Source organism: Frigoribacterium sp. VKM Ac-2859, from assembly GCF_013204925.1.
Taxonomy (GTDB): domain Bacteria; phylum Actinomycetota; class Actinomycetes; order Actinomycetales; family Microbacteriaceae; genus Frigoribacterium.
Genome location: NZ_JABMLC010000001.1, coordinates 574,093 through 594,595 on the forward strand (window position 1 = coordinate 574,093; position 20,503 = coordinate 594,595).

Genomic DNA, 20,503 nt, shown 5'->3' on the forward strand with positions numbered 1-20,503 from the left:
GTTCACCCAACCACAGATCCCGACGAAGCGTCATCGACCCCGCCGGGGCCCCCGACGCCGGCCGTCACACGGCCGACGAGGTCAGTGCGCGCCGACGAGGGGCTCGAGGTAGCCCGTCAGGACCGTGCGGCACTGGTCGACGAAGCGGCCGTCGCCCTCGGCGTCGTCGATGAAGGCACGCGCCAACAGGGCGTTCGCGATCTCGACCGCCACCTGGAGGCCCAGCTCGAGCTCGTCGGTGCGCGGCACCGAGCAGTGGTCGACGAGCACGGCGAGCAGCTGCTCGGCCAGGGGGCTCGTGTACTGGCGCGTCTCGGGCGTGCGCACGTCGGGTGCGTCGCCGAAGCGGATGGCCCGGAAACCGGGCTCGCTGCGGTACATCTCGGCCTTGGCGTCGACGAACAGGTCGACGGCACGACGCCAGTCGGTGACGGCGTCGTCGGACACGGCCTCGTCGACCCGGACGGTCAGACGCTGGACGGAACGCAGGGCGAGCGCGTCGACGACGGCGATGCGGTCGGGGAAGTAGCGGTAGACCGTGCCGATCGAGGCGCCCGCCCGCTCGGCGACCATGGCCGTCGTCAGACGCTCGTAGCCGATCTCGTCGATGATGGCCGCGGCCGCGTCGAGCAGCCCGGTGAGCCGCGCGGAACTGCGAGCCTGGACCGGCTCGTTCCTCAGCAGCGGTGAACCCCCGGGCAGTGCGTCATTGACGTCGGTGACGAGCAACGTTTCTCCGTTTCGTGGCGATGCCTCGACGGGGTCGGGCACGGTGCGATGACGTCGGAAGGGGGACCGAGGTGGCGGTCACCGGATGTCGGCGGCTGCCACCAGAATGGATCGCATGTGCGGACGATTCGTGATGGCACGCGCCTCGAGCGACCTGGTGGCCCTGTTCGACGTCGATGTATCAGGAGACACTCTCCCAGAGCCTTCCTGGAATATCGCTCCGACCCGGCCGGTGAGTCTGCTCGTCGACGCGGCTCCTCGGGGCGAGGACGCCGGCGGCCCGCCGGTCCGACGGCTCGCCGCGGCGCGGTGGGGTCTCGTGCCCGGTGGCTCGGCAGGGCCCGACTCCGGTCCCCCGCTGTTCAACGCACGGTCCGAGTCGGTCGCCGAGAAGCCGTCGTTCCGCGACGCCGTGGTCTCGCGCCGCGGCCTGGTCCCGGCCACCGGGTGGTACGAGTGGCAGACCCTGCGCGACGGCTCGAAGCGCCCCGTCCTCGTGCGGCTGCCCGACGACGAGGTGGTGCTGTTCGGCGCGCTCTACGAGTGGTGGCGAGACCCGTCGGCCGAGGTGGGCGCCCCGTCTCGGTGGCTGTTGTCGACGACCGTGTTGACCCGCGCCTCCTCGGGTCCGGTGTCCGAGGTGCACGACCGCATGCCGGTGCTCGTCGGCACCGACGTCATGGACGACTGGCTCGACCCCGAGACGGAGGGCGACGACGACCTGGTGCAGGGCATCGCCGGCCTCAGCGACGAGATCGCCGCGCGCCTGCTGCACCACGAGGTCGGCCCCGAGGTCGGCTCGTCGTCGGTCGACCACCCCGGTCTGCTGGCCCCCGTCGGCTGATCCGGTCCGTCGGCGGTCCGTCCGTCCGTCCGTCCGACGACCCATCGTGCGAGACTGACCGGATGCCCGACACCCGCAAGGCACCGCCCGCCGCCGTCGAGCCCTTCCTCCACCGAGCGGCCCGCATCGAGAACTCGGTCCACCGCTTCCGCGAGAAGCGAGCCCGACGCCGCGGCCTCCTGCCCACCGTCGTGCCGTACACCGGCTACGGCGCTCCCGGATGGGCGCGGGTGCTGTCCCGCGTCCTGCTCACCCGGACGGGCACGCTGTCGGGCGTGGACCGCCTCAACGTCCGGGGGTGGCGCAGCTTCACCAGCGTGCCCGTCGAGAAGGCCCTGGTCGAGGTCTCGCTCGGCGGTCGCGTCCAACGCGTCCAGGCCGACCGCGGTGGCGTGCTCGACGCCCGCATCGCCGTCGACCTCGAACCCGGCTGGCACGTCGCGACCCTGAGCACCGAGGGGTCCGTGCCGGTCGAGGCGCCGATCTTCGTCATCGATCCGGAGGCGCGGTTCGGCATCGTCTCGGACATCGACGACACCGTGATGGTCACCTCGTTGCCCCGGCCGCTGCTCGCGGCCTGGAACACCTTCGTGCTCAACGAGCACGCCCGGCGCCCGGTGCCCGGCATGGCCGTGCTCTACGAGCGCCTGAACGCGGCGAACCCCGGGTGCCCCGTCATCTACCTCTCGACGGGCGCCTGGAACGTGGCGCCGACGCTGTCCCGCTTCCTGTCCCGCAACCTGTACCCGAGCGGCGCACTCCTGTTGACCGACTGGGGCCCCACCCACGACCGGATCTTCCGCAGCGGTCGCCTGCACAAACAGGAGTCCCTGCGCCGCCTCGCCGACGAGTTCCCCGAACTCAAGTGGCTGCTCGTCGGCGACGACGGGCAGCACGACGAAGAGCTCTACGGCACGTTCCTGCACGACCACCCCGAGAACGTGGCCGCCGTGGCGATCCGTCAGCTGTCGCCGAGCGAGGCCGTGCTGGCCGGTGGACGGTCGCGGTCGGAACATGCCGAGGGCAGGGACGTCGTCTGGGTGTCGGCACCCGACGGCGCCGGCCTGTGGGAACAACTCCTCGACAACGGCGTGATCGACTGACCCTGGTAGCTCGTAGTGATCCTGTGATAGTGGGATAGTCCTGTTTTGTGGGTCGACATGGCTGCTATCGTGGATCATCCCGAGATTGGAGCATCGTGTTCGACGACGACCAGGCCGCACGAGTGCCGGTGCCCCCGCTCGTGTCGACGGACGAGCGTGAACGCCAGGTCGGCGAGCAGGTCCGTCGCCTGAGGCTCGACCGGGGACTCGACCAGCTCGAACTCGCCCGACGGGCCGACCTGTCCCCCAGCACGGTGCAGTCCCTCGAGGCCGGCCGCGGCAGCACGTTGCGCACGCTCGTCCGCGTCCTGCGGGCCCTCGGTGCCGACGACGTCCTCGGGGGCATCGCCCCGGCGAGCGCCGTCAGCCCGCTCGACGTGCTGCGGTCGGCGGGCGACGAGCCGCGACGTCGGGTGTATCGCCCGCGGGGCGGACGATCACCGGGCGGCGACTCGTGAGCTGGGTCCCGGTCCGGGCGGTCGAGGTGACGGCGTGGGGTCTCCGGGTGGGGGCCGTGGCACTCGACCCGGGGATCGGGGCGTACGTCTTCGAGTACTACCCGGACTGGGTGGCGCGCGGCATCGAGTTGGCGCCACTGACGATGCCGGTGCGTACGCGGCGGCACGTCTTCCCGCAGTTGCCCGAGGCGACGTTCCATCGCCTGCCCGCCGTGCTGGCGGACGCGATGCCGGACGACTTCGGCAATGCGGTGATCGACGCCTGGTTGGTGCGCCAGGGGGTGTCACGGCAGCAGGTGAGCCCGCTCGACCGGTTGGCGTACATGGCGGACCGGGCCATGGGGGCGTTGGAGTTCCGGCCGGCGCGGGGACCGCGTCAGCGGACGACGAGCGCGGTCGAACTGAGTGCGCTCGTCGAGGGGGCACGCAGCGTGCTGGACGCCAGCTTCGGCGACGACCGCGAGGCGGAGTCGGCGATCAGGTCGTTGATCCAGGTGGGGACGTCGGCGGGTGGGGCGCGGGCGAAGGCGGTGGTCGCGTGGAATCGTGGCACGGGCGAGATCCGGTCGGGCCAGGTGGCGGCGCCGGACGGGTTCGAGCACTGGTTGATCAAGCTGGACGGGGTGGGCCCGGACTCCGAGCTGGGGTCGGGAGGTCTCGCCGGACGGGTCGAGTACGCGTATTCGCTGATGGCGGGGGCGGCGGGGATCGACATGGCCGAGTGCCGGTTGCTCGACGAGAACGGGCGGTCGCACTTCATGACGCGTCGGTTCGACCGCCGGGCCGAGGGCAAGGCCCACGTCCTCACGCTGTGCGGGGCGGCCCATCTCGACTTCCGGCAGCGGCAGGCCCACGACTACGGGCAGCTGTTCGACGCCGTCCGTCGGATGGGGTCGGGCGACGAGGCGATGGCGCAGGCGTTCCGCCGGATGGTCTTCAACGTGCTGGCGGCCAACAACGACGACCACACGAAGAACTCGTCGTTCCTGTTGGCGGGGCCCGAGGCGTCGTGGGGGCTGTCGCCCGCGTACGACGTGACGTTCGCACACAACCCGACCGGGCGGTGGACGTACCAGCACCTCATGGGGGTGGACGGCGTCTTCCGTGACGTCTCGAGGGCCGACGTGATGCGCCTGGCGGATCGTTTCCTGGTGCGGGACGCGTCGGGCATCGTCGACGAGGTGCGCGACGCGGTGGGGCGGTGGCGGTCGTTCGCCGACGAGGCCGGCCTGCCCCGCGAGGCGGTCGTCCACGTCGAGGAGGCGCTGCCCGGCTGGTGAGGACGCCGGCGCCTGGCGCCCGGGCCTCGGCCTCGCACCGGGGGGTGGCCGATGTCGGTGGGGGTTCGTAGACTCCGTTCGAACACACATTCGAACGAGAGGTCGGCAGATGAGGGTGGACGAGAAGGTCCCGGTCGAGACGACCGCCGACGGGGCGCCCCTGCGCTTCGAGTGGCGGGGGGTCGTGTACGGCGTCGTCAGTTCGCCCGAACTCTGGGTCACTCGGACCGACTGGTGGCGATCGGCGACCCGGGCACCACGCGGGGCGAGCGCGCACCTGCTCGAGATGACGGTCTGGCGGGTCGACGCCGTGCCGCTCACGGACGGTGCCCACCGTGTCGACGGCACCTTCGACCTGGCGCTCGACGGCCGAGGCGACTCGTGGTTGCTGCTCGGGGTGTTCGACGACCGGGTCGAGCAGCAGCTGTTCGCCTGAACCCGGGGCGTCCGTCGGACGACCGTGGCCGGTGAGCCGTGCGACGTCGGGAATTCCCCCCGTGCCACACTCGTTGACGCACCAGGCGCCCTGCGCCCCGGGGACGCCGTGGTCCCGCACCACCCGCCTCCCCGACCGAAGAGAGCCTCCCGATGAATCCGTTGCTGTGGTTGTTCGACGCGCAGGTGCACATCGGCGACCAGACGATCCTCTGGCGCGAGGTGGTGGGCAACGTCTTCGGCCTGCTCAGCGCCCTCGGCGGCATGAGGCGCAAGGTCTGGGCCTGGCCGATCGGCATCGTGGGCAACGCGCTGCTGTTCACCGTCTTCCTCGGCGCGGTGTTCGACACCCCCAACCCGGTGAACCTGCTCGGGCAGGCCGCACGCCAGGTGATGTTCATCGTGGTGTCGATCTACGGCTGGTACCGCTGGAAGCACGCCGACGACGCCGGCGGCGCGGCCGTCGAGCCCCGCTGGGCGGGGTGGAAGAACCGGGTGCTGATCGTCGTCGTCCTCGTCGGCGGCACCGCCGCGTTGACCCCCCTGTTCCGCCTGCTGGGGTCGTACGAACCCGTGTGGGCCGACGCCTGGATCTTCACCGGGTCGCTCCTCGCCACCTACGGCATGGCCAAGGGCTGGGTCGAGTTCTGGTTGATCTGGGTCGCGGTCGACCTCGTCGGCACTCCCCTGTTGTTCAGCGCCGGCTACTACGCGTCGGCGTTCATGTACGTCTTCTACGGCGCCTTCACGCTCGCGGGGTTCGTCGTCTGGGCTCGCACCCGGCGGCAGAAGCCCAAGGTCGAGACGCTCTGGCCCGATCCGACGCTGCAACGCTGATCCCGGCCCCGGCGCGCGCTGGTTTGATGAGCGCATGCCCCTGCCCATCGAGAACTACGCACTGATCGGCGACCTGCACACCGGAGGCCTCGTCGGCTCCGACGGCAGCATCGACTGGCTCTGCCTCCCCCGCTTCGACTCCGCGTCGACCTTCGGTGCCCTGCTCGGCGACCACGACGCCGGACGCTGGCTCGTGGCCCCCTCCGACGCCGCCGCCACCTCGACCCGGCGATACGTCGACGACACCTTCGTGCTCGTCACCCGCTGGACGACGCCCACCGGCGTGGTCGAGGTCACCGACCTCATGCCCTACGGCGACCGGCGGGCCGACGTCGTCCGCCGGGTGACCGGGGTCTCGGGCACCGTCTCGATCCACGTGGACCTCGCGATCCGGTTCGGCTACGGGACAGCCCTCCCCTGGGTGCGGCAGATCCCCGAGGGCGACGAGACGGCCCTGGTCGCCACGGCCGGGCCCGACGCCGTCGTGGTCCGCGGCCCTCGGCTGACCGCCACCGACCACACGCACGAGGCGACGTTCGACGTCTCCCCCGGCGAGACGGTCGACCTCAGCCTCACCTGGTACCCGTCCCATCGCGAACCGCCGGCGCCCCTCGACGTGCCGGCCGGCATCGACGAGACCGTCACCTGGTGGCAGGAGTGGGCCTCACGCTGCTCGGCCCCCGAGGCCTACGCCCCCGAGGTGCACCGGTCGCTCCTGATCCTCCGAGCCCTCACCAACGAGGACACCGGAGGCATCGTCGCCGCGGCGACCACGAGCCTGCCCGAACGGTTCGGCGGCTCGCGCAACTGGGACTACCGCTACGTGTGGCTGCGTGACGCGTCGATGACGCTGCAGGCGCTCATCCTGCACGGATACGCCGAGGAGGCCGACCGGTGGCGCGGCTGGCTGCTGCGTGCCATCGCCGGGGACCCCGCCGACGTGCAGATCATGTACGGCCTGGCCGGCGAGCGGTACCTGCACGAGAGCGAACTCGGGCATCTGCCCGGCTACGACGGGGCCTCACCGGTGCGCATCGGGAACGCCGCGTACGAGCAGTACCAGGGCGACATCTTCGGCGAGGTGATGGTGGCCCTGCACGAAGCCCGACTGCTCGGCGTCGAGGAGAGCGAGTACTCGTGGCCCCTGCAGCGTGCCCTCATGCAGTACGTCGAGGACAACTGGACCCGGCCCGACAACGGCATCTGGGAGATCCGCGGCGAGTTGCAGCACTTCACCCACTCGCGGGTGATGATCTGGGCCGCTCTCGACCGGGCCATCAAGGGCATCGAGCAGTTCGGCCTCGACGGCCCGGTCGACCGGTGGCGTCGGCTGCGTGACGAGGTGCGCACCGAGATCGAGACCCGCGGCTGGAACGCCGACCGCGCCTCCTTCACCCAGCACTACGGCACGACCGAGGTCGACGCGTCCCTGCTGCAGCTGCCGCAGGTCGGCTTCGTCGCCGCCGACGACCCCCGGATGCTCGGCACCGTCGCCGCCATCGAGCACGATCTGCTGCAGGACGGCCTGCTCATGCGTTACCGCACCGAGAGCGGCATCGACGGCCTCGACGGAGCGGAGAACCCGTTCTTGACCTGCTCGTTCTGGCTGGCCGAGCAGTACGCCGCCTCGGGGCGCGTCGACGACGCCGTCGCCCTGATGGACCGGCTGGTCGGCTACTGCAACGACGTCGGGATGCTCTCGGAGGAGATCGAGGTCGCGACGGGACGCCACGTCGGCAACACCCCGCAGGCGTTGTCGCACCTGGCGCTGGTGCGCGCGGCCGACGCGATCGGGAAGGCGCACGACCGCGGGTGACCCGACCCGCGCCTCCTCGGCTGACGGACGCGACGACGGCCGCCCTGCTCGCGAGAGCGGGGCGGCCGTCGAGGTCTGCCGGTCAGGAGTGGGCGACCAGGATCAGGCGGGCCAGTCCGACGGACCGGTCGACCCGGCGGCGTAGGTGTCGAGCGGCACCTGGTCGGCCTTCCAGGCCTCGATCACGGGAGCGACGATCGCCCAGCAGCGCTCGGCGACGTCGCCGCGGATCGAGAGCGTCGGGTCGTCGTGGAAGATGCCGCTGAGCACCTCGCCGTAGGGCGTGAGCTCGGGCTTGCCCAGGGTGACCGACATCGTCGACTTCTCGAGGTCGAACGGGTTGCCCGAGCCGTTCGTGGTGACGCCGAGCTCCATCGTCTCGGGGCTGATCTCGATGCGGAGCGTGTCGGGCGTCGACGAGCCGTTGAGGCCCTCGGGAAGCGCGGGGACCGGCTTGAAGGTGATGAGCACCTCTTTGCGGATCTTGGTCATGCCCTTGCCCGAACGCAGGATGAACGGCACGCCCGCCCAGCGACGGGTCTTGACCTCGAACTCGACCTCGGCGAGGGTCTCGGTCTGGCGCTCGTTGTCGACGCCGTCCTCGTCGGCGTAGGCGGGGACGTCCTTGCCGTCGATCGTGCCGGCCGCGTACTGGGCGCGACGGCTCGAGGCGACCGGGTCGGCGTCTTTGACCCAGGTGGCGCGCAGGACGCGGGCGATCTCGCTGCGCAGCTCGACCGAGTCGATGCTCGACGGGGCGTCCATCGCGATGACGGCGAGCACCTGCAGCAGGTGGCTCTGGATCATGTCGATCAGCGCGCCGGCCTTGTCGTAGTACTGGGCGCGACCCTCGAGGCCGAGGACCTCGTCGTAGAAGATCTCGACCTTCTCGATGTTCTCGCTGTTCCAGACCGGCTCGAAGAGGCGGTTGGCGAAGCGCAGGCCGATCATGTTGAGGACCGTCGCGCGACCGAGGAAGTGGTCGGTGCGGTGGATGCGCTCCTCGGGGACGATCTTGAGGAGTTCGGCGTTGAGCTCGCGGGCGCTCTCTTCGTCCGAGCCGAACGGCTTCTCGAGGGCGAGGCGCAGGCCGTCGGGCAGGTCGATCTCGGCGAGCGCCTGGATCACCTTGGTGCTGATGGCGGGCGGCAGGGCGAAGTACATGACCGGCGTGCCCTCGCTGGCCTCGAACAGGGCCTTCAGGTGCTCGACCGTGGTCGGGTCGCCCTGGATGTACCGGCTCGACGCCAGCGTCTTCTTGGCGAGGTCGCTGCCGGCGTCGCCGTTGAAGGCGGTCTTCACGACGTCGTCCCACTCTTCGGGGCTGCGCTCGCTGCGGCCGGTGCCGATGAGCTGGACGTCGACGCCGCGGTCGCTCTTGAGCAGGCTCGCGAGGCCGGGGAGCAGCAGACGCTCGGTGAGGTCTCCGCTGGCTCCGAGGATGATGAGGGTGGTGGTGTCTGTCACAGTGCAGCTTTCGTGGGAGGGCGACGATCGTGTCGTCGCTGGTCGATCAGGCGGCGGGGGTTCTCGGGGCCACGGGTGTCAACGCACAGGGGGGACGGACATTCCCGTCGACCGCCCCGGCCGCGGAGGGCACGGGTCGCGTCTCGGCGCCGGTGCCCGGTCAACCGTACTGCTCCCGGAGGGTGAGCGCCGTATCGGGGTCAGCGACCGTCGTCGGCCTCGCCGTCCTGCACGGTGTCGTGCGGGGCGGTGTCGCGGGGTGCGCTGTCGTCGTCGACCGGCCCCGTGCTGTCGGTGCCGCCCACCCGGCCGCCGGTGTCGTCGTCGTCGGCCGCGCGCCCCTCCTCGGCGGCGTCGTCCTCGGGGCGGGGCGCGGTGGTGTCGTCGGGGTCGAGCGCGGCGATGATGCGTCCGAGCGAGACGGCGATCGAGACGCCGCCGCTCGTGTCCGTGGTCGGGCGGTCCCGGTGGCGGTCGACGGCGTCCCAGAGGTCGGCGACGCGTCGCCGGGCGTCGGTGAACGCGTCGACGTCGTCGGCCCCGTGGCGTCGGATGACGGTGGCGACGCCGTGCACGGCGTGGGCGACGTCGGGCGCGAGGTCGTCGGGCATGCCGATCTGCCGGCCGATCCGGCGACCGAGGATGCCCGAGACCTCGGCGACGTCCTGCAGGTGGAACGAGACGCGCTCGTACGTGGCGAGATCCGCGTACTCCTGGCCGAGGTCGCGGCGGCGGAGCAACCACCGCGGGTTCATGCGACGGGACTCGTCCGCGTACGCGACGGTCTCGCGGACGCGGCGGAGGGTGCTCGGCAGGACGCCCACGCGACGCTCCCATTCGTCGTCCTCGAGGGGCCAGGGGGTCTCGAACACGCCGGCGACCTCGTCGGCCCGGTCGGCCAGCGAGTCCTTCACCCGGAGGAGGCGCTCCTCGGCTCGCGAGGCGTAGAGCGGCGGCACGAGCACCAGGTTGACGACGACGCCGACGACGACGCCGACGCCGATCTGCACGATGTAGCCCAGCGAGTAGGCCTCGGCGTTCGCGCCGCCGAGCAGCAGCACGAACAACCCGGCCGTGAGCACCCAGTCACGACCGGCGCCGAGCCAGCGGATGCCGGCCACGAGCACGCCGACCCCGACGACGAGCGCCACCGCCAACACGCCGGGCCGACCGTCCTGCAGCGAGAAGACCGCCGTGGCGAGGGCGATGCCGACGACCACGCCGACCAGCACCTGGAACCCCTGTCGCAGCGAGCTCTTGATGGTCGGGTACATCGCGATCACGGCGCCGAGCGGCGCGTAGTACGGGTAGTCGGCGGCGACGCCGGGCACCTGCGGCGCGATCCAGTAGGCGAGGGCCGCGGCGAGCGCCGTCTTCACGGCGAGCAGGAGGCGCGGTTGGGCCAGCAGGACGCGGGTCCAGTGGGTCGCGGTGCGGGCGTCGCGACGCAGGGCGGACCGTCGATCGGGCGAGGTGGGGCGTCGATCGGTCGGGGTGGGGCGTCGATCGGACATGCCCCGATGATGACAGGCCGTGGGACCCGAGGGACGGGCCACGGGGTGCGACGGCCGATCGGAGCGACGTACACTGGTCGAACACCTGTTCGAACGACCCGGCCGGGGGTTCAGCAGCCCGAGGTACCGACCATGAGCTTCACCCACCTGCGCGTCGCGTCGGCGTTCAGCGCCCACCACGGCACGGCGCACCCGAAGGCGCTCGTCGACGCCGCCGTCGCGGCGGGTGCCGACGCGGCGGCGATCACCGACCGGGACGGGCTGTACGGGGCGATCCGGCACGTCGGGGCCTGCCGGACGGCGGGCGTCGACCCGATCGTCGGGGTCGAGCTGGGCTGCCGGGACGACCGCGAGGGGTTCGTGGACGGTGGTGCCGTCGGAGGCGGGGCCACCGGCGGGGTCGACCGCATCGTGGTGCTGGCGCACGGGGCGCGGGGCGGCGGGCCGGCGAAGGCGGGGTGGGCGGCGCTGTGCCGGCTGATCAGCGCGTCCCACGGTCGGGCCACCCGCCGCGCCAGCGGCAGCGCCAACAGCGTGGCGACCATCGCCCGGTCCCGGGTGAGGGGCTTCGTCCAGGGCGAGACCGAGCCGGCGGCGACCGTGCTGCTGGGGCCCGACTCCGACGTGGGCCGGCTGGTCCAGGCGGGGCGTCACAGCGAGGCCGCGGCGTCGCTCGCCGACTGGGCGGCGACGCTGCCGGGCGGCGTGGTGGTCGAGGTGGTCTGCCACCTGACCGAGCCGGGCGAGAGCCGCAGCATCCGGCACGCCGCCCGCATGCTCGAGTTGGCCGACCACGTCGGGGTGCCGGCCGTGCTCACGAACGCCGTGCGGTACCTCGATCCCGACGAGGCCGTCACGGCCGACGTGCTCGACTCGGCAGGGCACCTGGCCGCCCTCGGCTCGTTCCGGCCCCAACCGAACGCCCAGGCCTACCTCAAGCGCCCCGCCGACATGCGCCGACTGGCCCGTCTGGTGAGCGACGCCTCGTCGTTGCCCCGCAGCGTCGGCGACGAGATGCTCGCCGCCACCGAACGCCTGGCCGACCGGTGCCGGCTCGACCCCGTCGCCGACCTCGGCTGGGGCCGCCCGAAGGTGCCGGAGCTCAGCGCGATCGGCGTCGACGGCGACCCCGACCAGGCGCTGTTCCGGCAGGCCCAGGCCGGCGTCACCGAACGCTTCGGCGACGCCGACCGTGCCCTGCGCGACAAGGTCGAGGACCGCATGCGCTACGAACTCGGCATCATCACCGGGTTCGGCTTCGCCGGGTACTTCCTCACCGTGGCCGACGTCTCCGCACTGATGCGCGACCTGCGGGTGCGCAACGCGGCGCGGGGATCGGGGGCGGGCAGCCTCGTCACCTACCTGCTGCGCATCTCGAACGTCGACCCGATCGAGCACGACCTGCTGTTCGAACGGTTCCTCGGCAACAAGCGCGAGACCCTGCCCGACATCGACATCGACGTCGAGGCGGCGCGGCGGCACGAGGTCTACCGGGCGATCTTCGACCGGTACGGCAGCAACCGGGTCACGCTCATGTCGATGCAGTCCACCTACCGCGGACGCGGGGCGGTGCGCGACGCCGGTCTCGCGCTGGGCCTCGACGACGAGCAGATCGACCTCGTGGCCAAGAACGTCTGGCGGTCGAACGCCCGAGACCTGCGCACGGCGATGGCCGAGAAACCCGAGCTGCGCGAGATCGCCGAACTCGCCCGGAGCAACGACCAGATCGACCTGCTCGTCGACCTCAGCGAACGGCTCGACCGTCTGCCCCGGCACATCTCGATGCACCCGTGCGGGGTCATCCTCGGCGACTCCGACCTGCTCAGCACGACCCCCGTCCAGCCCAGCGGCATCGGCCTGCCGATGAGCCAGTTCGACAAGTACGACATGAACGACGCCGGCCTGCTCAAGCTGGACGTCCTCGGCGTCCGCATGCAGAGCTCGCTCGCCTACGCCCTCGACGAGATCGAACGCGTCAACGGCCCCCGTGCCGCCCTCGCCGGTGCCCTGCCCGTCGACGTGCCCTACGTGAACCGCCAGGGTCGGATCGAGCTCGACGAGATCCCGCACGACGACGAGCCCACCTTCGAGGCGATCCGCACCACCCACACGCTCGGCATGTTCCAGATCGAGAGCCCCGGTCAGCGCGAGCTGATCGGCAAGATGCAGCCCGACCGCTACGAAGACCTCATCGCCGACATCTCGCTGTTCCGGCCCGGCCCGATGAAGGGCAACATGATCGCGCCGTTCCTCGACACCAAGCACGGATTCCAACAGCCCGACTACCTGCACCCGAGCTTCGCGTCGTTCCTCGACGACAGCTACGGGGTGGTCATCTACCACGAGCACGTGCTGCGCATCCTCGAGGCGACCATGCAGGTGTCGCTCGCCGAGGCCGACGAGATCCGACGGCACATGGGCAAGGGCGACGACGACGCGCTCGAGGCCACCTTCCGCGAGCGCACCCGCGGCAACCTCGACCCCGCGACCGGGAGGCGACGCTTCGACGACGCCGCGGTCGACCGGATCTGGGCCGCGCTCAAGGGGTTCGGGTCGTTCGGCTTCTGCAAGGCCCACGGGGCCGCGTTCGCCCTGCCGACCTACCAGAGCGCGTGGTTGAAGACCCACTACCCGGCCGAGTTCCTGGCGGGCGTCCTCACCCACGACCCGGGCATGTACCCGAAGCGGTTGCTGCTGACCGAGGCGCGACGCATGGGCGTCCCCGTGCTGCCGCTCGACGTCAACGCCTCGACCGACGTCTACCGGGTCGAGCGCCTCCGGCCGCCGGCGACCCCGATCGCGCCGACCCGGGTGGGCGACCTCGGTCTGCGGCTGTCGCTGGCCGACGTGCACGGCATCAGCGACGCCGAGCTGGCCCGGGTGGTCGTGAACCGTCCCTACGACTCGATCACCGACTTCTGGCAGCGGGCGACGCCGTCCCGATCGCTCTTAGAGCGCCTGGCGCAGGTCGGGGCGCTCGACTCGGTCGCCGGGCCCGGCCGCACCCGCGGCGACGTCCTGGCGCGGGTGCGAGCGCTCACCGGCCGGTCGTCGCGCCCGAAGGCCACCGACGTCGAGAACCAGCTCGACTTCTCGATCGACGACTCCGACACGGTGCCGACCGGCACGCCCGACGTCGACGCCCGGCAGCGGGTCGCCGACGAGCTCGACATCCTCTCGATGGAGGTCAGCGAACACGTGATCGAGAGCTACCGGCCCATGCTCGACGACCTGGGCGTGGTGCGCGCCGCCGACCTGCGCGACCACTGGAACGGCACGACCGTGCTCGTGGCGGGCATCCGCATCGCGACCCAGACCCCGCCGATGCGCAGCGGCAAACGCGTGGTCTTCATCAGCCTCGACGACGGCAGCGGCTGCTCCGACTCCACGTTCTTCGAGGAGGCCCAGGCCCGCGCCGGCTCGCTGCTGTTCGGCACACAGCTGATGGTGATCCAGGGACGCACGCGTCGCACCGGCGAGCGCGGCATCTCGCTCGAGGCCGAGAACGCGTGGGACCTCAAGGCGATGTGGCGCGACTGGAACGCGGCCCGCGCCTCCTCGTCCCTAGCCGTCGGCAACTCCTGACCCGTGTCGTCACCACGGCGGCCGGGGCCGCCGCTCGTCCGCGCACGTCGCAGCAGCCAGGAATTGCCGACACCCCGTGCGTAGGGTGGCGACATGAGCGATCAGCAGGTCAAGGGCAGCTACGTCGAGCCGGGCCAGGAGTACACCCGCGACACCAACTACATCGAAGACCGCATCACGCGCGATGCCGTCGACGGGTGGCCGGTCGAGGCCGGTCGCTACCGCCTGGTCGCCGCCCGGGCCTGCCCCTGGGCGAACCGCAGCGTCATCTCGCGACGCCTGCTCGGGCTGGAGGACGCGATCTCGCTCGGCCTGCCCGGCCCCACGCACGACGCCCGCAGCTGGACCTTCGACCTCGACCCCGACGGACGCGACCCCGTCCTCGGCATCGAACGCCTGCAGGAGGCGTTCTTCGCCCGCACGCCCGACTACCCGCGCGGCATCACCGTGCCGGCGATCGTCGACGTGCCGAGCGGCAAGGTCGTCACGAACGACTTCCCCCAGATCACCCTCGACTTCGCGACCGAGTGGACCGCCCACCACCGCGAGGGCGCCCCCGACCTCTACCCCGAGGCCCTCCGCGGCGAGATCGACGAGGTGAACGCCGTGGTCTTCCACGACGTCAACAACGGGGTCTACCGCGCCGGTTTCGCCGGGTCGCAGAAGAGCTACGAGCGGGCCTACCGCACCCTCTTCGAGCGGCTCGACTGGTTGTCCGAGCGACTGGCCGGTCAGCGCTACCTCGTGGGCGACACCATCACCGAGGCCGACATCCGGCTGTTCACCACGCTCGCCCGGTTCGACGCCGTCTACCACGGGCACTTCAAGTGCAACCGGAACAAGCTCAGCGAGATGCCGGTGCTCTGGGCCTACGCCCGCGACCTGTTCCAGACCCCCGGGTTCGGCGACACGATCGACTTCGACCAGATCAAGGCGCACTACTACGTCGTGCACTCCGACATCAACCCCACGGGCATCGTCCCGGTCGGTCCGGACGCCTCGGGATGGCTCACCGACCACGGGCGCGAGCAGCTCGGTGGCCGCCCCTTCGGCGACGGCACTCCCCCGGCACCGCCCCGCGCCGGCGAAGAGGTGCCGACGCTCGTCGGGGCCTGAGGCACCGCCTCGTGCTCGATCCCTCGGACCGGTTGCGCACCACACGCGACGAGGCCCTGGCGCTGGCCGCGCGACTGCTCGGGGACATGGAGGCGGTGGCCGCGGCCCGCGAGGGAGCCAACGTCGACGACGAGCACGACCCCGAGGGGTCCACGATCGCCTACGAACGGTCGCAGCTCGACGCCGTCCGGCGATCGGCCATCGAACGCGCCGCCGACGCCGAGGCCGCCCTGGCCCGGCTCGCCGACGGCACCTTCGGGCGCTGCGAGCGATGTGCGGCCCGGATCGGCGAGGCTCGGCTCGAGGCGCGACCCACCGCCCGACTCTGCATCGACTGCGCGAGCTGACCCGCGCCTCCTGCCGGTGCCTCGTCCCGCGCCCTCAGCGGGGGCGTCGGCGGGGGCGTCAGCCCCAGATGCGAGCGATCTGCTCGTCGAGGAACGACTCGAACCAGGCGTCGCGGTCGGTGACGACGTTGGTGAGGTGACCGAAGAGCTCGAAGCTGAGATGCCCGTAGAGGGCCGTCCAGGCGGTGATGCCCGCGGCCAGCACACCGGGGGCGACCGACGCCCCGAGGCCCTGGGCGAGCTGCGTGAACTCGTCGGCCAGGCCGGCTCGTACGGGCATCGCCCGCAACGTGGCTCCGCTCGCCGCCGCGTCGTCGACCGCCCCGAGCAGGAGCAGCCCCACCGCGATCGCCGGTTCGACGGTGTCGACGGGGGCCGCGTACCCGGGGACGGGTGAGCCGTAGAGCAGGGCGTAGCGGTGCGGGTCGGCGATCGCCCAGCGACGGGTCGCACGGGCCGTCTCGCGGAAGCGCTCCTGGTGGTCGGCCCGGTCGACGTCCTGCTCGGCCCGACGGGCGGCCTCGGCGAGGTCGACGTAGGCGTCGGTGATCAGGCGGGTCAGCAGGGCGTCGCGGCTCGGGAAGTACCGGTAGATCGCCGAGGACGCCATGCCCAGGTCGCGCGCGACGGCGCGCACCGAGAGGGCGGCCGCTCCCACCTCGGCCAGCTGCCGGTGGGCCGAGGCGAGGGCGCGCTCGACGATCTCGGTCCGTGCCCGCTCGCGGACGCCGCCCACGGCCCGGTCGCGTCCGTCGTCCCCTGCGTTCGTGGTCATGCCCCGATCCTGTCGTCCGAGAGCACGCGACACAAACGAGAGCACCGCTCTTGCGTATCGGGCCGCCCGACCCTAGGGTCAGATCCGAGAGCACCGCTCTCGCTCATCGCCCCCAGGAGGACCCCATGCCCACCCATCTCGTCGTCGGAGCCGGAGCCATCGGCACCCCCCTCGTCCGCCGCCTCGCCGAGCGGGGCGACACCGTGCGCGTCGCCACCCGCCGCGGCACCGCGATCGCCGGGGCCGCCCCGTTCACGCTCGACGCCAAGGACGCCGCCGCCCTGACGAACGCGGCCCACGGCGTCGACACGATCGTGGTCTGTTCGAACCCGCCCTACCCCGCCTGGGGCGTCGAGTGGCCGGCCATCACCACGGCCCTGATCGAGACGGCCTCCACCACAGGGGCGCGCATCGTGCTGATGGGCAACCTCTACGGCCACGGGCCGGTGTCCGAGCCCATGACCGAGCACACGCCCCTCGCCTCCGCCGAGGGGAAGGGCAGGGTGCGTGCCGACAGCTGGCAGCGGCTCCTGGCCGCGGCCGACCGGGGCGTCCGGGCCGTCGAGGTGCGCGCGAGCGACTACTTCGGGCCCGGTGCCGGGCGCAACGCCCACCTCGGCAGCGACTTCTTCGGGCCGCTCGTCGCGGGCCGCACCGCCCACGCGGTCGGCGACGTGACCCAGCCGCACGCCTGGGCGTACCTGCCCGACGTCGTCTCGACCCTCGTGGCCGCCATCGACCGCGACGAGTGGGGACGCGCCTGGCTGACGCCGCACGCCACCCACGCCTCACGGGTCGCGATCGCCGAGGAGGCGCGCCGCCGCTACGGCCTGACCGGTCGCGTCCGCCCGTGGAACCCGCTGCTGTGGGCCGGCCTGACCCGCACGGTGCCGTTCCTCCGCGAGGTGAGGGCGATGCAGTACCAGTTCGACTCGCCCTTCGTCGTGGACTCGTCCGAGAGCGAACTCCTGCTCGACATCGGACCGACCCCGTGGCCCGAGGCGCTGGACGCGACGATCGCGGCCGCCCGCGACGCCGTGCATCGGTAAGTCCTGACTCCTGTCGCCCCGCACGACGACGGCCCCTGCCCCCGGGGACGTCCCGCGACGGCGCGACGGGAAGCAGGAGTTGCCGACGGGACCGACGGTTCCCCGAGGTCACAGCAGACCCCCACGCGCCGCCCTTCCCCGACGGCCGCACGCCACCGTACGCTGACAGCACCCCGGCGACGACGCCGCACGACGGCCGACTCGCCCCGATCGACGACGATTGGTGCTCCATGACGCTGACCGCGAGCCGTCCGCCCCGCGACGTCGGGCCGCAGCGCCGGGTGGTGCGCGACTCGTGGGACCGCGCCTCACGGCACCGGCTCGATCCCGACGGCCTGCCCCGACTCGAGCTGCCCGAGGACGACCTCGACGACTGGCGTCGGGACCACCCGTTGGCACTCGCGCTGCCCGTGGTGCGTCGTCTGCTCACGGACGACGTCTCGGGCTCGGGACTGCTCGTCGCGCTGGGCGACGAGCACGGACGCCTGCTCTGGGTCGAGGGCGACCACGCGGCCCGCCGCCGCGCCGAGGACATGCTGTTCGTCGCCGGTGCGGGCTGGTCGGAGTCGCGGGTCGGCACCTCGGCCCCGGGCACCGCCCTCGTGCTCGACCGAGGCGTGCAGATCCGCGGCGACGAGCACTGGAACCACCGCGTGCGGGCCTGGAGCTGCACGGCCGTCCCGGTCCACGATCCCGTCGACGGGCACGTCATCGGAGTCGTCGACATCACGGGAGACGAGCGGGCGGCCGGCTCGTTGACGCTGCCCCTGGTCACGGCGACCGTCGCGGCCGTGGAGGCGCACCTCGCGCTCCTGGGATTCGCTGCGGTCGATCGCCTCCCGACCCGCACCCCCCGGCGGCCGGTCCGATCCGGTCCGGACTCCCCCGCCGGCCTGACGACCCTGGGCCGTGACGAAGCCGTCCTCACGGTCGGGGACGGCCGCATCGCGCTGGGTGCCCGGCACTCCGAGATCATGACCCTGCTCGCCCACCGGACCGCCGGCTACACCGCTCACGAATTGGCCGACGCGGTCTACGGCGACGTCGACGCGGTGTCCACCCTGCGCCCCGAGATGGTGCGCCTGCGGCACGTCGTCGAGGCCCTCGACCCCACGCTGGTCCCCTTGTCGCGCCCGTACCGCCTGCCCCGCCCGGTGGCCCTCGACCTCGACGCGCTCGTCGGACTCGTCGACCGCGGTGCCCACCGCGCCGCCGTGCGAGCCGACACCGGCCCGGCGCTGCCCTCGTCCACGGCGCCCGGTGTCGTGGCGCTGCGGGCCGAGGTCGCGGCGACCGTCCGGGACGCCCTGCTCACCGGCGGGTCGATCGAGAGCCTGGTGTCCTACTCGGAGTCGGACGCGGGTCGCGACGACGTGCGCGTGCTGCTCGAACTGCTACGTCGGCTTGCGCCGGGATCGCCCCGGCGGACGCACCTGGTCGCGCACCTCGAGGCGCTCGGAGGCCGGGACTGACGCGCAACCGGATGCAACCCCGCCCGACGTAGCCTGCCGCCAGCGGCGGGCGACCCCCGCCACCGACCCGACACCGTCGTCGAAAGGGACCGTCATGACCGTCACCACTCCCCCGAACACCTACGCCGCGCCGGGACGGCCCGACGCGAAGGTGGCCTTCAAGCCCCGCTACGACCACTTCATCGGCGGCGAGTACGTCGCCCCGGCGAGCGGGCAGTACTTCGAGAACCCGAGCCCGGTGAACGGCAAGGTCTTCACGGAGGTCGCCCGGGGCAACGCCGCGGACGTCGACAAGGCGGTCGAGGCCGCCTGGCGCGCGTTCGACTCGTGGAAGAAGACGACGATCGCCCAACGCGCGCTGATCCTCAACAGGATCGCCGACGTCATGGAGGCGAACCTCGAGATGCTCGCCGTCGCCGAGACCTGGGACAACGGCAAGCCCATCCGTGAGGCCCTCGCCGCCGACGTCCCGCTCGCGATCGACCACTTCCGCTACTTCGCCGGGGCGATCCGGGCGCAGGAGGGTTCGACCGGCGAGATCGACGCCGACACCGTCGCCTACCACTTCCACGAACCGCTCGGCGTGGTCGGCCAGATCATCCCCTGGAACTTCCCGCTGCTGATGGCCGTGTGGAAGCTCGCCCCCGCCCTCGCCGCCGGCAACTGCGTCGTCCTCAAGCCGGCCGAGCAGACCCCCGCGTCGATCCACGTCTTCATGGACCTCGTCAAGGACCTCCTGCCCGCCGGGGTGCTCAACATCGTCAACGGCTTCGGCGTCGAGGCCGGCGCCCCCCTGGCGAGCCACCCGAACATCCGCAAGATCGCGTTCACCGGCGAGACCACCACCGGGCGCCTGATCATGCAGATGGCGAGCGAGAACCTCATCCCGGTGACGCTCGAGCTCGGCGGCAAGAGCCCGAACGTCTTCTTCGCCGACGTCGCCGACGAACGGGACGACTTCTACGACAAGGCCCTCGAGGGCTTCTCGTTCTTCAACCTGAACTCCGGCGAGGTGTGCACCTGCCCGAGCCGGGCGCTCGTGCAGCAGTCGATCTACGACCAGTTCACCGCCGACGGCGTCGAGCGGGTGAAGAAGGTGAAGCAGGGCGACCCGCTCTCGATGGACACCATGATCGGCGCCCAGGCGTCCAACGACCAGCTCGAGAAGATCCTGAGCTACATGGACATCGGCAAGCAGGAAGGCGCGACGCTGTTGCTCGGCGGCGACCGGGCCGACCTGGGCGGCGACCTGACCGGCGGCTACTACGTCAACCCGACGATCTTCGAGGGCCGCAACTCGATGCGGATCTTCCAGGAGGAGATCTTCGGCCCCGTCCTGTCCCTGACGAGCTTCAGCGACTACGACGACGCCATCAAGATCGCCAACGACACCCTCTACGGTCTCGGTGCCGGCGTCTGGAGCCGCAACGGTGCCCAGCTCTACCGGGCCGGCCGCGACATCCAGGCCGGTCGCGTCTGGTCGAACACGTACCACCAGTACCCCGCCGGGGCGGCGTTCGGCGGCTACAAGCAGTCCGGCATCGGTCGCGAGAACCACAAGATGATGCTCGACCACTACCAGCAGACCAAGAACCTGCTGGTCAGCTACGCGGACGGTCCGATGGGCTTCTTCTGATGACGCCCGAGCAGACGGCCGCCGCCGCGCCGGCAGCGGC

Annotated in this window: 17 protein-coding genes; 13 read left to right on the forward strand and 4 right to left on the reverse strand. The window is 71.8% G+C overall.

Translation table 11 applies throughout. From position 1 onward, the window contains the following. Positions 1 to 81 precede the first annotated feature (81 nt). Complete coding sequence (locus tag HQQ78_RS02675) at positions 82 to 729, reverse strand: TetR/AcrR family transcriptional regulator (protein ID WP_056045731.1); 648 nt, start codon at positions 727 to 729, stop codon at positions 82 to 84. 115 nt (positions 730 to 844) lie between these two features. Between HQQ78_RS02675 and HQQ78_RS02680 the strand changes: the two genes are divergently transcribed. From HQQ78_RS02680 to HQQ78_RS02710, 7 genes are all read left to right on the forward strand, one after another. Then, positions 845 to 1,573 (forward strand): SOS response-associated peptidase, encoded by a 729-nt coding sequence (locus HQQ78_RS02680; RefSeq protein WP_173150959.1) that lies wholly within the window; start codon positions 845 to 847, stop codon positions 1,571 to 1,573. A gap of 62 nt (positions 1,574 to 1,635) precedes the next feature. Then, positions 1,636 to 2,676: an App1 family protein gene (locus HQQ78_RS02685; RefSeq protein ID WP_173150960.1), complete on the forward strand. Its 1,041-nt coding sequence runs from the start codon at positions 1,636 to 1,638 to the stop codon at positions 2,674 to 2,676. Positions 2,677 to 2,771: 95 nt separating this feature from the next. Next, entirely contained in the window at positions 2,772 to 3,134 is a 363-nt protein-coding gene (locus HQQ78_RS02690; RefSeq protein ID WP_056045735.1) for a helix-turn-helix domain-containing protein, read from the forward strand. Further along, on the forward strand, positions 3,131 to 4,414 hold the full coding sequence (locus HQQ78_RS02695) for a type II toxin-antitoxin system HipA family toxin (RefSeq protein ID WP_173150961.1): 1,284 nt from the start codon (positions 3,131 to 3,133) through the stop codon (positions 4,412 to 4,414). The genes HQQ78_RS02690 and HQQ78_RS02695 overlap by 4 nt, the downstream gene beginning before the upstream one ends. Before the next feature lie 109 nt (positions 4,415 to 4,523). Next, positions 4,524 to 4,850, forward strand: a complete 327-nt coding sequence (locus HQQ78_RS02700; RefSeq protein WP_055972315.1) for a DUF6504 family protein — start codon at positions 4,524 to 4,526, stop codon at positions 4,848 to 4,850. 152 nt (positions 4,851 to 5,002) lie between these two features. Then, complete coding sequence (gene pnuC, locus HQQ78_RS02705; protein WP_159824818.1) at positions 5,003 to 5,686, forward strand: nicotinamide riboside transporter PnuC; 684 nt, start codon at positions 5,003 to 5,005, stop codon at positions 5,684 to 5,686. Further along, entirely contained in the window at positions 5,667 to 7,502 is a 1,836-nt protein-coding gene (locus tag HQQ78_RS02710; RefSeq protein ID WP_371740398.1) for a glycoside hydrolase family 15 protein, read from the forward strand. Before pnuC ends, HQQ78_RS02710 begins: the two co-directional genes overlap by 20 nt. A 102-nt stretch (positions 7,503 to 7,604) precedes the next feature. Here HQQ78_RS02710 and HQQ78_RS02715 read toward each other — a convergent pair whose 3' ends face one another. Both HQQ78_RS02715 and HQQ78_RS02720 read right to left on the reverse strand, forming a co-directional pair. After that, positions 7,605 to 8,969: a glucose-6-phosphate dehydrogenase gene (locus tag HQQ78_RS02715; RefSeq protein ID WP_056045748.1), complete on the reverse strand. Its 1,365-nt coding sequence runs from the start codon at positions 8,967 to 8,969 to the stop codon at positions 7,605 to 7,607. Between the two features lie 200 nt (positions 8,970 to 9,169). Then, a complete protein-coding gene (locus HQQ78_RS02720) occupies positions 9,170 to 10,483 on the reverse strand; it encodes an aromatic acid exporter family protein (protein ID WP_173150963.1) in 1,314 nt (437 codons plus the stop codon). Between the two features lie 132 nt (positions 10,484 to 10,615). Between HQQ78_RS02720 and HQQ78_RS02725 the strand changes: the two genes are divergently transcribed. The 3 genes from HQQ78_RS02725 (at position 10,616) to HQQ78_RS02735 (ending at position 15,531) form a co-directional block, all read left to right on the forward strand. After that, a complete protein-coding gene (locus HQQ78_RS02725) occupies positions 10,616 to 14,068 on the forward strand; it encodes a DNA polymerase III subunit alpha (protein WP_173150964.1) in 3,453 nt (1,150 codons plus the stop codon). Between the two features lie 93 nt (positions 14,069 to 14,161). Beyond that, positions 14,162 to 15,184: a glutathione S-transferase family protein gene (locus HQQ78_RS02730; protein WP_123570205.1), complete on the forward strand. Its 1,023-nt coding sequence runs from the start codon at positions 14,162 to 14,164 to the stop codon at positions 15,182 to 15,184. Between the two features lie 11 nt (positions 15,185 to 15,195). Then, the gene (locus tag HQQ78_RS02735; RefSeq protein ID WP_371740319.1) at positions 15,196 to 15,531 is read left to right on the forward strand and encodes a TraR/DksA family transcriptional regulator; all 336 of its coding nucleotides are present in this window, start codon (positions 15,196 to 15,198) and stop codon (positions 15,529 to 15,531) included. 58 nt (positions 15,532 to 15,589) lie between these two features. Here HQQ78_RS02735 and HQQ78_RS02740 read toward each other — a convergent pair whose 3' ends face one another. Further along, entirely contained in the window at positions 15,590 to 16,306 is a 717-nt protein-coding gene (locus HQQ78_RS02740) for a TetR/AcrR family transcriptional regulator (protein ID WP_173150965.1), read from the reverse strand. 125 nt (positions 16,307 to 16,431) lie between these two features. Between HQQ78_RS02740 and HQQ78_RS02745 the strand changes: the two genes are divergently transcribed. From HQQ78_RS02745 to HQQ78_RS02755, 3 genes are all read left to right on the forward strand, one after another. Then, positions 16,432 to 17,355, forward strand: coding sequence for an NAD-dependent epimerase/dehydratase family protein (locus HQQ78_RS02745; RefSeq protein WP_173150966.1), 924 nt, complete (start codon positions 16,432 to 16,434; stop codon positions 17,353 to 17,355). Positions 17,356 to 17,585: 230 nt separating this feature from the next. Then, complete coding sequence (locus HQQ78_RS02750) at positions 17,586 to 18,827, forward strand: GAF domain-containing protein (protein ID WP_173150967.1); 1,242 nt, start codon at positions 17,586 to 17,588, stop codon at positions 18,825 to 18,827. A gap of 94 nt (positions 18,828 to 18,921) precedes the next feature. After that, on the forward strand, positions 18,922 to 20,463 hold the full coding sequence (locus HQQ78_RS02755; RefSeq protein ID WP_056045771.1) for an aldehyde dehydrogenase family protein: 1,542 nt from the start codon (positions 18,922 to 18,924) through the stop codon (positions 20,461 to 20,463). Positions 20,464 to 20,503: the final 40 nt, after the last annotated feature.